Below are 12544 nucleotides of genomic sequence, written 5' to 3'. Positions count from 1 at the left end.
GACTAGCCTGCGCACCTTGATGAATCGCTGCGAGTGTGTGCATGAAACGCGGAGTTGCTTATGCGGTCCTGGCCGGTGCGGTCTGGGGCCTAGCCATTGTGGTGCCCAGCCTGTTGCCGGAGTTCAGCCCGCTGATGCTCAGCTGTGCCCGCTTCACCCTGTATGGCGCATTCTCCCTGCTCCTGGCTGCGCCCCAGGCACGCGAGCTGCTGCAGCGCTTGACCTGGAACGACGCACTGCTGCTGGTGAAGCTGGCACTGACCGGCAACCTGATCTATTTCATGCTGCTGGCCAGCGCCATTCAGTGGGCCGGTGTGGCCAGTACCGCGCTGATCGTCGGCCTCTTGCCCCTGACCATCACCCTGGCCGGGCGCGGGGATGCCGACGCGGTGCCGTTGCGGCGCCTGCGCTGGCCGCTGCTGCTGGTGTTCGGTGGGATCTGCTGCATCAACCTCGACACCCTGCTCACCGCCCAGGGCGATTCGCCGGAGTTGGGCCAGCGGGCCCTGGGCCTGCTGTGTGCCTTCGGCGCGCTGCTGTGCTGGACCTGGTTCGCCAAGGACAATGCTCGCTACCTCAAGAGCAGCCGCTTCGACAGCGGCCAGTGGTCGAGCCTGTGGGGCATCACCACCGGCCTGATGAGCGCCGTGGTCTGGCTGCTGGCCCAGGGCCTGGAGTGGCCGGGCACGCGGAGCGAGGCCAGCGACCAGCGCTGGATGCTGTTCTGGGGCTTGAGCCTGTGCAGCGCGGTGCTCGGCTCGTGGTTCGGCAATCGCATGTGGAATGCCTCGACCCGGCGCCTGCCACTGACCCTGAGCGGCCAGTTGATCGTGTTCGAGACCCTGTTCGCCCTGCTCTACGGCTTCATCTGCCTGCAGCACCTGCCGAGCTTGCTGCAAGCCAGCGCGGCGTTGTTATTGCTGGCCGGCGTGCTCTGGGCGGTGCGCCGGCACCTGCCGCAGGCTCACTAAGGGCCTCAGCCCGAGGCCGCAGAACACCCCGGCAGCGTCACCGGGGAGCGGGGCAGGCGCAGGGCCAGCAAGGCGCCCAATAACGCCAACAGGGCACTGGCGGCGGTGGCCAGCTCGATGCCATAGGCCTGGTTGCCCACCGGGCCCAGGGTGTTGGCCAAGGACACCAGCAAGGCCAGGCCCAGGGCGCCGCCGATCTGCTGGCTGGTGGAGGCCACGCCCGCCGCCACGCCCTGCTCGGTCGCGGCAATGCCCTGCCCCGCCGAGATCCACATGGTGTTCCAGGTCATGCCCTGGCCGATGCTCATGATCACGATCCCGGGTAACAGGCCGACAAAACCCCGGCTGCCCGGTAGCGCCAGGTAGATCATGCCGATGCCCAGGGCCCCGGCCAGCAAGCCGCAGACCAGGACCGCCCGCAGGCTGGCGCGCCGCAGCGCCCGCTCGCCCAGCCAGATGCCCAGGGTGCAGAGCACCGTCGAGGGCAGGAAGGCCAGGCCACTGTGCAACACACTGAACTGGTAGACCTGCTGGAAGTACAGGCTGAGGAAGTAGTACTGCACCCCGAAGCTGCTCATGAACAACGCGGTGATCAGCATCGCCATGCGCAGCTGTGGATAACCCAGCAGACGCAGGGGCATCAACGGGTCGCGCCCCAGGCGCTCGATACGCAGGAACAACCCGAGCAAGGCCAGCGCCAGCAGCAGGCAGGCCAGGGTCGCCGGGGCGGCCCAGCCCCACTCAGGCCCCTGGACGATGGCGAACACCAGCAAGGTGCCGCCCAGGGTCACGCTCAAGGCGCCCGGCAGGTCGAACTGGCGCCCGCGCTGGCGTGGCGGATCGGCGGGAATCCAGCGCCGGGCCAGCAATGCACACGCACCGGCCAGGGGCACGTTGACCAGGAACACCGCCGCCCAGCCCCAGTACTGGGTCAGCACGCCCCCCAGCAGCGCCCCCAGGGCCAGCCCGGCCGCCGACGCTGCGCTCCACACCGCGAAGGCACGGTTACGCGCCGGGCCTTCGGCGTAGTAGGTATTGATCAGGGCCAGGGTCGCAGGGAACAGCATCGCCCCTCCCACACCCTGCACCGCTCGCGCCAGCACCAGCAACAAGGCGCTGCCCCCCAGGCCGCCTGCCAGCGACGCCAGGGCATAGAGCCCCTGGCCGACGATGTAGAAACGCCGCTTGCCCAACAGGTCCGCCGCCCGGCCGCCCAGCAGCAGGAAGCCGCCGAAGGTCACGCTGTAGGCACTGACCACCCATTGCAGCTGCTGGGCGGAAAAGCCCAGGCGCTGGCCGATCTCCGGCAAGGCAACGAAGACGATGGTGGCGTCCAGGGCAATGATCAGCTGGGCCGTGGCCAGCAACAGCAGCATCCAGCCCGACGGCTTGGCTAGTGGGTTCGCGGACATCGCGGGACTCCTCGGATGAAATGACGGCGGCCAGTTTCATCGATGCGTTTTAAATGATAAACAAGCGATTCTTTCTTTCAGTAATGACTTTAATCATGGATCTGAACGCCCTGCGCCTGCTGGTCCGAGTGGCCGAAACCCGCAGCTTCACCCGCGCCGCCGGGGACCTGGGGCTGACCCAGTCCGGCCTGTCCCGGGCCATCTCGCGCCTGGAACAGCAGTTGGGCGTGCGCCTGCTGCAACGCAACACCCGCAGCGTCAGCCTGACCCCGGACGGCCAGATGCTGGTGGAGCGTGCCGGGCCGCTGCTGGCGGAACTGGCCCAGACCGAGAGCCTGCTGTTGGAACGCCGCGACTCACCCACCGGCGTGCTGAAGATCAGCACACCCTCACTGTTCGGACGCAAGGTGGTGATGCCGGTGATCGGCGGCCTGACCGAGCGTTATCCGGCCTTGAGCATCGAGGCGGTGATGACCGACCGGATCGTGGATATCGTCGATGAAGGTTTCGATGCCGTGCTGCGTACCGGAACCATCCAGGACCAGCGCCTGATCGCCCGCCCCCTGGCGCCGCTGCGATGGGTCACGGTGGCGGCGCCGGCCTACCTGGAACGCCACGGCACGCCTCGGGACCTGGCCGAGCTGCAACGCCACAACTGCCTGGCCGTGCGCAACCTGCGCAGCGGCCGGCTGGTGGAATGGCAATTCATGGACCAGGGCAAGCCCCTGGACCTGGCGGTCACGGGGCGTTTGATCTTCGATATCGGCGATGCCCTGGTGGACGCCGTGCTGGGTGGTTTCGGCATCGCCCAACTGATGGAGTTCGCCGTGCGCGAGGCCCTGGACGACGGGCGCCTGCGGCCCATTCTCCAGGCATACGACGGGCGCAGCCGCGAGCTGTCGCTGGTCTACCCGCCCTCGCGCCAGTGCTCGGCAAAACTCACCACATTCGCCGCGGCCCTGGGCCAGGTGAGCTGGTAAGGCACGTCAGCCCTCTTCCGGCGCATCCTGGGTCACACTGAGCAGGCGCGGCTGGGCGATCCGCAGGTAGTCCTCGGTGGACAGCACCATGGATGCATCCAGGCGCCCGGCATTGAAGGCGATTTGTTCATAGCGCGAAGTCAGCTGCGGATCGACGATCAGCAAGATCCGTGGATCGAAGCTCAGCGGTGGGATGGCTCCGATCACGCAGCCCGTCAGCTCCCGGGCCAGCTCCGGCGCCACGAGCTGGGCTTTCTTGCCTCCCAGGGCCGCGCCGACTTTCTTCATGTCCAGCTTCTGGTCCCCGGACAGGATCACCAGGGCGTAGGCATCGTCACCGCCCTTGAGGCCACACAGCATGGCCTTGGCCCCCTGGCCCGGCTCGGTGCCGCGAATCTCGGCGACCCGCGCCGACTGCCCTTCGGCCGGATGTTCGATCACCCGGTAACGGGCCTGGTGACTGTCCAACAGTTGCACCAGGCGCTGAAAAACATCGTGCATAAAAATCCCTTGTTAGAAATGCCCGGTGCCGATTCAAACACCCGCCAGGGGCGCTGGCCAGCACCGCGCAGCTATAAGCGCACCGGCATGGACGATCCTAGACGGCAACGCCTGCGCGGCTATGCCCAGTCCCTGGTTCACACATCGCCAGCCAACGGTAGCTGGCGCCCGTCAAGGCTGTCGCCAATGGCCAGGAAATGCCCGCCGGCCACATGGTGCAGGGTGCGCAGCCGATCATGGCCGTCGAAGTGCCAACGCCCCTCGCTGAACACTCGCGAGTCGGCCTGGGCGGCAATCACTTCGCCGAGGAACAAATCGTATTGCTGGTGGTTGTGGGGCTCGGGTAGCAATCGGCACTCCAGCCAGGCCACGCAACCTTCCAGCAACGGCGCGGCACAGGCCTGGCCGGCGAAGGTGGCCAGGCCGTAGGCGCTGAATTTATCTCGACCGGCCCGGCTCATCTCCAACCCTGAGCTGTTGCCCAGGCTCTGGGTGATATCGACCTGTTCCACACAAGGCACGTTGAGTACGAAGCTGCCGGACGCCTCCAGCAGTTGCCGGGTCCAGGTGCTCTTGTCGAGCACCACCGCGACCTTCGGCGGTTGGAAATCCAGGGGCATGCCCCAGGCGGCGGCCATGATGTTGCGCTGCCCTTCATGGGCGGCGCTGACCAGGACGGTGGGACCGTGGTTGAGCAGACGATAGGCCTTGTCCAGAGGGACCGAACGACGAAATGCGGGCATGGCAGGCTCCTGAAAAAAAGCGATTGTAGCGCCACTCCCTGGCGGTGCAGATGGGTCGATTGGATGGATTTCCTGGATTATCCGTCCAGCGCCCGGCGGCTTATCCACAGCGCCCCAGACACTAGACTCAACCTTCATTTCAACAGTTGAAGGATGCGCACCATGGCCGACCATTCCCTGAACGACAAAGTGGTGCTGATCGCCGGAGGGGTGAAAAACCTCGGCGGCCTGATTGCCCGCGACCTCGCCCGCCACGGCGCCCGGGCCGTGGCCGTGCACTACAACAGCGATGCCAGCCAGAACGATGCCCAAGCCACCCTGGCCGCCCTCCAGGAGCTGGGAGTCCAGGCCCATGCCTGGCAGGCCGACCTGACCAGTGCCAGTGCAGTGGAGCGCCTGTTCAGCGAAGCCAAGGCGCGCTTCGGCAAGATCGATATCGCCATCAACACCGTGGGCAAGGTCCTGAAGAAACCCATCGTCGAGATCAGCGAAGACGAGTACGACCAGATGTTCGCGGTCAACGCCAAGAGCGCTTTCTTCTTCATCAAGGAAGCCGGCAAGCACCTGGAGGACAATGGCAAGCTGGTGACCCTGGTGACTTCGTTGCTGGGCGCCTTCACCCCTTTCTATGCCGCCTATGGGGGTTCCAAGGCTCCGGTGGAGCATTTCACCCGGGCAGCGGCCAAGGAGTTCGGTGCCCGTGGTATCTCGGTGACCGCGGTGGGACCGGGGCCGATGGACACGCCATTCTTCTACCCGGCCGAAGGTGCCGATGCCGTGGCCTACCACAAGAGCGCTGCGGCGCTGTCACCCTCGAGCAAGACCGGCCTTACCGATATCGAGGACGTGGTGCCTTTCATCCGCCATCTGGTGACCGAAGGCTGGTGGATCACCGGGCAGACCTTACTGATCAACGGCGGCTACACCACCAAGTAATCCTGGCGCTCAAGGGGTAAATTGGCCTGCCGGGCTGCACGTAGCCCCAGGCTGAAGTCAACCGGCATTCCCCGAACCAGGACAGTTGTGACGATGGATAAACTTGAGCAGTACCGGGTATTCATCCAGGTGGCCGACATGGGCAGCTTCATCAAGGCCGCCCATGTCCTGGAATTGCCCAGGGCCACGGTGTCATCGGCGGTACAGCAGTTGGAGACCGGCCTGGGTACCCGCCTGTTGCACCGCACCACTCGCCACGTACAACTGACCGCCGACGGTGCCATTCTCCTGGAACGGGCCCGCCGCCTGCTGGCCGACGCGGCAGAACTCAACCTGCTGTTCCAGCATCGCCAAGTGGATGTCAGCGGTCGCTTGAACATCGACGTCCCCAGCCGTATCGCCCGGCGCCTGGTGGTTCCAGCGCTGCCCCAGTGGCTGGCGCAGTACCCCGGCCTGCAACTGGCCCTGGGGGCGTGCGATCGCAGTATCGACCTGGTCCAGGAAGGCGTGGACTGCGCGATCCGTGTCGGCAGCCTGGCCGACAGCAGCCTGGTGGCCCGCCCCCTGGGGCAACTGGCCTTGATCAATTGCGCCAGCCCTGGCTACCTCGCCGCCCATGGCGAACCCCACACTCCCCAGGACCTGCAGAACGGCCAGTGGATGATCGGCTACGCCTCTCCCGACACTGGCCGCGAGCAACCCTGGGAATACCAGCTCGAAGGGCGCGAGCACCTGCTCAGCCTGCCCAGCCGGGTGATCGTCAACAACGTGGAAAACTACATCGCCTGCTGCCGCCAGGGACTGGGGCTGATCCAGGTGCCGCGCTTCGATGTGCAGCACCTGCTGGACCGTGGCGAGCTGGTGCAAGTTCTGCAGGGGCTGCCAGTGGCACCGATGGACATCTGCGCGCTGTACCCCGACCGGCGCCATCGCTCGCGGCGGCTCAATGTATTCATCGAATGGTTTGCCGAACTGGTCCGGCCACACCTGGAACCATGAGCGACGGGCTTGCCCAAGGGCAGCGAGTCATGAGATGAAGGCGCCCCCAACGGACTGAGGCACACGGACCATGGCGCACCTGCTGATCGTCGCCCCACAGCTTGACGACCTGAATGACCTGTTGGCGTTCGAAGAAGAGAATCGCGCCTTCTTCGAAGCCTCGATCAACGCACGGCCCCCCAGCTACTACTCCAGCGAAGGCGTCGCCCAGGCCATTGTCCAGGCGCAACAGGACGCCGAGGCTGACCGGGGCTATCAATTCCTGATCCGGGAAAGTGGCTTGCTGGTGGGACGAATCAATCTGCATCGGGTCCAGCGCCCGTACTTCAACTGCGCCGAACTGGGCTACCGGGTCGGTGCCCGCTTCACCGGTCGCGGGATCGCCAAGAGCGCGGTGACCCAGGTGCTGCAACGGGCATTCGAGGAGTTGCGCCTGAGCCGTATCGAGGCCAATGCCCGGCCTGAGAACATCGGTTCGGTACGCGTACTCGAAGCTTCCGGCTTTTCCCGCTATGGCCATTCACGCCGCAGCTTCCAGTTGCACGGGCAGTGGTTCGATCGCTTGCACTACGAATGTCACTCACCGTTGCTGAGCTGAGCTGACCTGGCGAGCGCCCGCCACGCAGACGAGCGCCCCTGGCGACAGGCGACTCAGGTCGACAACTGGTTGGCGAACTGCCCTACCGCACTGACCACTTTCTGCGCCCCGTCCTGGATCTCGACGATCACCGTACCGGCTTCCGCCGCCAGGGCCAGGCCCTGCTCGGCGCGTTGCTTGCCTTCGGCCATCAGCTCCACCGCCGTACGCGCCATGTCCTGGTTCTGGCGCACCACGCCGACGATCTCGTCGGTCGCGCTACTGGTACGCGAGGCCAGTTGCCGAACCTCGTCGGCCACCACCGCGAAGCCGCGCCCTTGCTCGCCGGCCCGGGCTGCCTCGATGGCGGCATTGAGCGCCAGCAGGTTGGTCTGTTCGGCGATCCCGCTGATGGTCTTGACGATACTGGCGATCACCAGAGATTGCGCGCTCAAGGCTTCGATACCGTCGCCCGCGTCCTGCATGTGCCTGGCCAGGTCCTGCATCACGGTCACCGCTTCGGTCACCACAGTAGTGCCGCGCTGGGCGCAGGTGTCGGTCTGCAACGAGGTGTTGTAGGCGATGCTGGCGGCTTCGGCCACCGCCAACTCCTGGTTCACCTGGTCGGTGATCACTGTGGCGAACTTCACCACCTTGTAGAGCTTGTTGTTGGCATCCAGCACCGGGTTGTACGAGGCCTCCAGCCAGACCACCCGGCCATGGGCATCGACGCGCTTGAAGCGTTCAGCGATGAACTCGCCGGCGTTCAGGCGCCGCCAGAACTCTTGGTAAGCCGCGCTGTTGTACTCCTCGGGCTCGCAGAAGATGCGGTGATGCTTGCCTTGGATCTGCGCCAGGCTGTAGCCCATGCTCGACAGGAAACGCTCGTTGGCGCTGAGGACGTTGCCGTTGAGGTCGAACTCGATCACTGCGGTGGAACGCACCAGGGCGCCGATCAGGTTCTCGTGCTCGCGGGATGCCTCGATGGTACGGGTCAGGTCGCTGGAGAAAATCGCGAAGTACTTGATCCGTCCCTCGGAATCGCGCACTGGCTGGGAGATCGAACGCAACCAGGCTTCCTGGCCATTACCGCGCAACAGGCGCACCGCCCCGGCAAAGTGTTCGCCGCGGGTCAGGGTGTTCTTGAAGCGCAGATGGAATTCATCGTGCTTGACGTGCGCCGGGACGATGTCTTCCAGAGGACGTCCCACCAGGTCGCCGCTCTTGTAGAGCATTTCCTGGGCGAAGTTGTGGTTGACCGATTGAATCCTTCCATCGGCGCTCAAATTGATCACGAGCATCTCGCTTTCAAGGCTTTCCTTCACTTGCTGAAGGCTCGAAAGTTCTTCACGAAGAGTCGACAGCTCTTGCTTCAAGCGTTTATTGAACATGGGGATGTACCGGGGGACTGAAAAAATAAGCTGCTTTGGGCCTAACATCGGCCCTGAAATACATTTCTTAATAGCCGTTGGAAGCTGTCCGACGAAAATAATTCAACGCCCCGCAACCCCCGTTGAAACAGGGCTTTGGCCAATGGTTCGAGCTCTCGAAGAGCGCGTATAGTCCAAACTTTGGAAAATCAATGACGATTGACGGAGTTGGACCATGGACGCATCACGCAAGGCACTTTTCCAGCAGGCCGCGGCACGAGTCGGACACTGTTTCGAAGGGGAAATGCGCATTGGCGGCAACTATGTACCGGCCGTACGCAATGACGATGAGGTCTACGTCAGCGGCCAGATTCCCCGCATCGACAACACCGTGATGGTCGTGGGCCGGGTGGGCGCCGAGACCTCCCTGGAACAGGCGCGGCATGGCGCGCAGATCTGCACCTTGCGGGCCCTGGCGATCCTCGAGCAGATGCTCGGCGATCTGCAGCGGATCAAGCGCATCCTGCGGATCAACGTCTACGTCCAGAGCGCGGCGGACTTCACCCAGCAGAGCGAAGTGGCCGACGGTGCATCGGAAATCCTGTACTCGGTATTTGCCGAGGCCGGCGTACATACAAGGACCTCGATAGGGGTCTACCAGTTGCCGAAAAACGCCTCGGTGGAGGTCGACATGATCGTCGCCCTGCATCCCGGATCGCACCAGGACTGAAGGGCAGCACGCTGGCCGGGCAACCACTTCGGACCCGGCCAGCGCAGCGGCAGGCGGGCAGTGGCCATCCATGGATCAACTGCCATTGTTACGGCACTGGCCCATGATCTGGTACTCGATGGTCATGAGCTGGCCCGTGGAGTCCTCATAAGTCATGCGCGAAGGCACCACCTCGCAGGACTTGATCGGCGGGGTGATGCTGACCACCTTGGCGATGTCCAGCTTCATGCCATAGCGATAGCTCTGTACCACTGGCGCGGCCTTGCCCTGCTTCGCCGCATAGCGCTCCATGGCCTTCTCGTTTTGCTCCATGGCCCGGGCAAAAGTGCGATCGCCGCCACCTTCGGCCAACGCCAGGGAAGAGATGGCAAACAGCATCGCGGCAATGCTCAAGTTAAGTGGTTTCATGACAATCTCCTCGTTCGGTTGACAGCTACGAGGATAAAAAACCGACCCTGTCAGAATGATCGCGTGCGCATTACTTATCTGTAAGGCGCCTCTCCGGCCTCCGGCCAGTCTCAGGCAACGCCCGGCCCACAAGGGCTACAGCTCATCCGGGCGATCCCTCGCCCCCTCCTTTCTTGCGCAATTGTAATAGTCGGGTCACCCCGTCGTTATCTGTGGTTTGCAACTATCGACAACGGCTCCGGGCACGGCGATGCCCCGGCGGCCAAACCAATAAGAACGCCTGCAGCGATATAAAAACCGATAGCTGCACACTCAGGAGCGCCCTCCCATGCGTATCAACCCTCTTCTGTCCCTGTCCGCACTCACTGCGGCACTGGGGCTCGGTCCTATGGCGGCGGTAGCTGCCGAGGAACGTCCCGAAGGCTTTATCGAAGGCAGCCAGCTCAACCTGCTGCTGCGCAACTTTTATTTCAATCGCGACGATCGCAAGGGCCAGTCCAGCCCCACCGGCAACGGCTACTCCGAAGCCTGGACCCAGAGCCTGATCGGCAAGTTCGAGTCAGGCTTCACCCAGGGCACCGTGGGTTTCGGCCTCGATGCTTTTGTCATGCACGCCTTCAAGCTCGACTCGGGCACAGGGCGCAGCGGCGGCAAGGGATCGTTCGGCATGCTGCCGGTGAACGGCAGGAACGAGCCGGCCGACAGCTATGGCAAGGCGGGGGGTGCCGTGAAACTGCGGGCCCTGGATACCGTGGTCAAGGTCGGCGACGTCTTCCCTACAACCCCCGTACTGCAGTACGGCGATTCGCGGGCACTACCCCAGAGCTTTCGCGGCTTTACCCTGGAGAACACCAGCCTCAACGACCTGAAACTGCAAGCCGGACGCATGCATGGTGTGGGCTCGATGAACCAGAGCAGCCTGCGCGATAGTTTCGTCACTTTCTACAAGGGCCCGGTGGACTCGCCCTGGGTCAGCTACTTCGGTGGCGACTACCAGATCAATCCCAACCTCGGTTTCAGTCTCTACGGCAGCCGCCTCAAGGAGGTGTGGGACCAGCGCTACTTCGGCGCCTCGGCCAAGTATCCGGTGTCCAACCAGCTCACGCTGTTCAGTGGCTTCAACTACTACAACGTGGTGGACGAAGGCCGTAAGGAACTGGGCGAGTTGAACAACAACATCTGGAGCGCCAAGGTCGGTGCCACGCTCGGTGCCCACACCCTGGCCTTGTCCCATCAACGCAACAACGGCAACAACCCCTTCGACTACCTGCGCCAGTCGGATTCGATATTCCTCGACAACTCGATCCAGTACAGCGACTTCAACGCGCCCAAGGAGCGCTCGTGGATGGTGCGCTACGACCTCGACATGCAAACCCTGGGCATCCCCGGGCTGACGTTCATGGCCCGTTACGGACGAGGCAGGGGGGCCGACTACAGCCACGCCAATGCCCAGTACATGCAACGCGATTCGGCAGGCGCTCCGTTGACTGGCCAACGTCGCTGGGAACGGGACATCGAGGCCAAGTACGTATTCCAGAGCGGGCAGCTCAAGGACCTGTCGCTGCGTATCCGCCAGGCCACCGTCCGCTCCAGCCGGTTCGAATCGGACCTGGAAGAATTCCGCCTGATCGTCGAATACCCCCTGGCACTGCTCTGAAGGCTCTGGCCGGGCAGGTTGCAGCCTGCCCGGTGTTAAAACTTCTTCACAGACGCTTGGCTTTCAGAACTGTAATATCGGCCTCACCTTCTCGTTAGGTTGGTCTCCATATACTCCCGGACATACTTCGACCCGCTGTGTTCCTACCAGCGACCGGCCTGCCAGGAGAGAGAACATGCGTCCAACCCAGCTATTACTGACCGGCCTTCTGGCTGTCACCTGCTCCACCGTTTGGGCCGCCGATGGCAGCGAACGTTCGCAACAAGCCCGCACAGCCTTCCTGGCCAGCCAGGAACAGATACACGGCGAATCCGGCCGGGAAACGGAGACCGCCACCACCGACGCCCCTTCTACGCCCAGCAAGGCTGGCGAAGATATTTGACGGCGCTGGTCCACAGAGCACATTCATCTCTTGAAGCGTTTTCATGATGCTCCTTTGGAAAGAGATGAATTTTCAGCGCCCCTCGGGGCGCTTTTTTTGCCTTCCTCTCGCCCGCCTTCATGACAACACCACCGATCGCAAGCCCCGCAAACCTGTAGCCACTGCCGCAGGCTGCGCCCGGGCGCATAGCGGCCGCAACATGAGGTCGATCGCCGAAGGCCCTACGGGCCTTGTCGCAGCCTCGCGTTGCTCGGCAGCGGCTACAAGGAAAACCGGATACATCTGCCAACAAGCCGGGTCAGGGCTAGGTAGAGACCAATCGTTCAACCTGATGGAGCGCAAGGGAATGAGGGACTGGCCTGATGGTTACCGTCTGTTCAAGGGACGGCGTTCGGAGATTGGCAGGATCTATTCCGTGACGGTTGTCACCGAGCACCGGCGCAGAATATTCGACGACTCCCAGCTCGGCCGTCTGGTGGTCGAGCAACTCAAGGGTCAGCACGAGGCAAGCCTGACTCGGACCCTTGCCTAGGTAGTGACGCCCGACCACTTGCATTGGCTGTTTCAGCTGCAGAAATGCTCTCTGGAGGAGGCGTTGTACCGTCTCAAGTCCAGGAGCGGACGCATTATCAACCTGCGCCTGAACAACCTTGGCCGACTTTGGCAGAAGGGGTATTACCAACGGGCCGTGCGCCGGGAGGAAAACCTCAAGACAATTGCCCGTTACATCATCTGTAACCCGGTCCGCGCCGGCTTGGTCCAGCGTGTAGGCGACTACTCCCTTTGGGATGCGGCTTGGCTCTGACCTTTAGCCGCAGCCCGCTGGGCCTTCAACAATCGACCGGGCATTCTCATGTCGCGGCCGCTGCGCGTCCGTG

The 12544-nt window shown here is 63.5% G+C and carries 12 protein-coding genes and 3 pseudogenes; 9 read left to right on the top strand and 6 right to left on the bottom strand.

Going from position 1 to position 12544, the window contains the following annotated elements; all coding sequences use genetic code 11:
• Positions 1-41 precede the first annotated feature (41 nt).
• Positions 42-971, top strand: a complete 930-nt coding sequence (locus tag C4K39_RS21990) for a DMT family transporter (RefSeq protein ID WP_124347402.1) — start codon at positions 42-44, stop codon at positions 969-971.
• A gap of 5 nt (positions 972-976) precedes the next feature.
• Here C4K39_RS21990 and C4K39_RS21985 read toward each other — a convergent pair whose 3' ends face one another.
• Positions 977-2383, bottom strand: a complete 1407-nt coding sequence (locus C4K39_RS21985) for an MFS transporter (protein WP_124347401.1) — start codon at positions 2381-2383, stop codon at positions 977-979.
• Positions 2384-2478: 95 nt separating this feature from the next.
• Here C4K39_RS21985 and C4K39_RS21980 point away from each other — a divergent pair, with 95 nt between their 5' ends.
• Positions 2479-3363 (top strand): LysR family transcriptional regulator, encoded by an 885-nt coding sequence (locus tag C4K39_RS21980; protein ID WP_124347400.1) that lies wholly within the window; start codon positions 2479-2481, stop codon positions 3361-3363.
• Positions 3364-3369: 6 nt separating this feature from the next.
• On the opposite strand, the gene C4K39_RS21975 is transcribed toward C4K39_RS21980, so the two are convergent.
• Together C4K39_RS21975 and C4K39_RS21970 are read right to left on the bottom strand one after the other, a co-directional pair.
• Positions 3370-3864 carry a YbaK/prolyl-tRNA synthetase associated domain-containing protein gene (locus C4K39_RS21975; protein WP_124347399.1) on the bottom strand — a complete coding sequence of 165 codons (495 nt, stop codon included), beginning with the start codon at positions 3862-3864 and terminating at the stop codon, positions 3370-3372.
• A gap of 137 nt (positions 3865-4001) precedes the next feature.
• Positions 4002-4607, bottom strand: coding sequence for a flavin reductase family protein (locus C4K39_RS21970; protein WP_124347398.1), 606 nt, complete (start codon positions 4605-4607; stop codon positions 4002-4004).
• A 162-nt stretch (positions 4608-4769) separates the two neighbouring features.
• On the opposite strand from C4K39_RS21970, the gene C4K39_RS21965 reads away from it, so the two are divergent.
• From C4K39_RS21965 to C4K39_RS21955, 3 genes are all read left to right on the top strand, one after another.
• Positions 4770-5543: an SDR family oxidoreductase gene (locus tag C4K39_RS21965; RefSeq protein ID WP_068575812.1), complete on the top strand. Its 774-nt coding sequence runs from the start codon at positions 4770-4772 to the stop codon at positions 5541-5543.
• A gap of 93 nt (positions 5544-5636) precedes the next feature.
• Positions 5637-6542 (top strand): LysR family transcriptional regulator, encoded by a 906-nt coding sequence (locus tag C4K39_RS21960; RefSeq protein WP_124347397.1) that lies wholly within the window; start codon positions 5637-5639, stop codon positions 6540-6542.
• A gap of 70 nt (positions 6543-6612) precedes the next feature.
• Positions 6613-7140 (top strand): GNAT family N-acetyltransferase, encoded by a 528-nt coding sequence (locus tag C4K39_RS21955; RefSeq protein WP_124347396.1) that lies wholly within the window; start codon positions 6613-6615, stop codon positions 7138-7140.
• Positions 7141-7193: 53 nt separating this feature from the next.
• Here the strand turns inward: C4K39_RS21955 and C4K39_RS32285 are convergent.
• Together C4K39_RS32285 and C4K39_RS32280 are read right to left on the bottom strand one after the other, a co-directional pair.
• Positions 7194-7625, bottom strand: a pseudogene (locus C4K39_RS32285) (methyl-accepting chemotaxis protein); the annotation flags it as partial.
• A gap of 162 nt (positions 7626-7787) precedes the next feature.
• Positions 7788-8420, bottom strand: a pseudogene (locus C4K39_RS32280) (PAS domain-containing protein); the annotation flags it as partial.
• A gap of 304 nt (positions 8421-8724) precedes the next feature.
• Here C4K39_RS32280 and C4K39_RS21945 point away from each other — a divergent pair.
• Positions 8725-9219: a RidA family protein gene (locus C4K39_RS21945; RefSeq protein ID WP_068575804.1), complete on the top strand. Its 495-nt coding sequence runs from the start codon at positions 8725-8727 to the stop codon at positions 9217-9219.
• Between the two features lie 75 nt (positions 9220-9294).
• Here C4K39_RS21945 and C4K39_RS21940 read toward each other — a convergent pair whose 3' ends face one another.
• Positions 9295-9627 carry a DUF2790 domain-containing protein gene (locus C4K39_RS21940; RefSeq protein WP_124347395.1) on the bottom strand — a complete coding sequence of 111 codons (333 nt, stop codon included), beginning with the start codon at positions 9625-9627 and terminating at the stop codon, positions 9295-9297.
• Positions 9628-9955: 328 nt separating this feature from the next.
• On the opposite strand from C4K39_RS21940, the gene C4K39_RS21935 reads away from it, so the two are divergent.
• The 3 genes and pseudogenes from C4K39_RS21935 (at position 9956) to C4K39_RS32275 (ending at position 12471) form a co-directional block, all read left to right on the top strand.
• Positions 9956-11284, top strand: coding sequence for an OprD family porin (locus tag C4K39_RS21935; RefSeq protein ID WP_124347394.1), 1329 nt, complete (start codon positions 9956-9958; stop codon positions 11282-11284).
• Positions 11285-11459: 175 nt separating this feature from the next.
• The gene (locus tag C4K39_RS21930; protein WP_068580336.1) at positions 11460-11666 is read left to right on the top strand and encodes a hypothetical protein; all 207 of its coding nucleotides are present in this window, start codon (positions 11460-11462) and stop codon (positions 11664-11666) included.
• Between the two features lie 346 nt (positions 11667-12012).
• Positions 12013-12471 (top strand): annotated as a pseudogene (locus C4K39_RS32275) (REP-associated tyrosine transposase).
• The last annotated feature ends 73 nt before the right edge of the window (positions 12472-12544 follow it).

The organism is Pseudomonas sessilinigenes (genome assembly GCF_003850565.1).
GTDB lineage: Bacteria > Pseudomonadota > Gammaproteobacteria > Pseudomonadales > Pseudomonadaceae > Aquipseudomonas > Aquipseudomonas sessilinigenes.
This window is presented reverse-complemented; position numbering and strand designations above follow the sequence as displayed.

Bases quoted from the DNA above. Each gene is read 5' to 3' on its own strand.
- C4K39_RS21990 (WP_124347402.1), top strand. From the start codon at position 42: ATGAAACGCGGAGTTGCTTATGCGGTCCTGGCCGGTGCGGTCTGGGGC.
- C4K39_RS21985 (WP_124347401.1), bottom strand. From the start codon at position 2,383: ATGTCCGCGAACCCACTAGCCAAGCCGTCGGGCTGGATGCTGCTGTTG.
- C4K39_RS21980 (WP_124347400.1), top strand. From the start codon at position 2,479: ATGGATCTGAACGCCCTGCGCCTGCTGGTCCGAGTGGCCGAAACCCGC.
- C4K39_RS21975 (WP_124347399.1), bottom strand. From the start codon at position 3,864: ATGCACGATGTTTTTCAGCGCCTGGTGCAACTGTTGGACAGTCACCAG.
- C4K39_RS21970 (WP_124347398.1), bottom strand. From the start codon at position 4,607: ATGCCCGCATTTCGTCGTTCGGTCCCTCTGGACAAGGCCTATCGTCTG.
- C4K39_RS21965 (WP_068575812.1), top strand. From the start codon at position 4,770: ATGGCCGACCATTCCCTGAACGACAAAGTGGTGCTGATCGCCGGAGGG.
- C4K39_RS21960 (WP_124347397.1), top strand. From the start codon at position 5,637: ATGGATAAACTTGAGCAGTACCGGGTATTCATCCAGGTGGCCGACATG.
- C4K39_RS21955 (WP_124347396.1), top strand. From the start codon at position 6,613: ATGGCGCACCTGCTGATCGTCGCCCCACAGCTTGACGACCTGAATGAC.
- C4K39_RS21945 (WP_068575804.1), top strand. From the start codon at position 8,725: ATGGACGCATCACGCAAGGCACTTTTCCAGCAGGCCGCGGCACGAGTC.
- C4K39_RS21940 (WP_124347395.1), bottom strand. From the start codon at position 9,627: ATGAAACCACTTAACTTGAGCATTGCCGCGATGCTGTTTGCCATCTCT.
- C4K39_RS21935 (WP_124347394.1), top strand. From the start codon at position 9,956: ATGCGTATCAACCCTCTTCTGTCCCTGTCCGCACTCACTGCGGCACTG.
- C4K39_RS21930 (WP_068580336.1), top strand. From the start codon at position 11,460: ATGCGTCCAACCCAGCTATTACTGACCGGCCTTCTGGCTGTCACCTGC.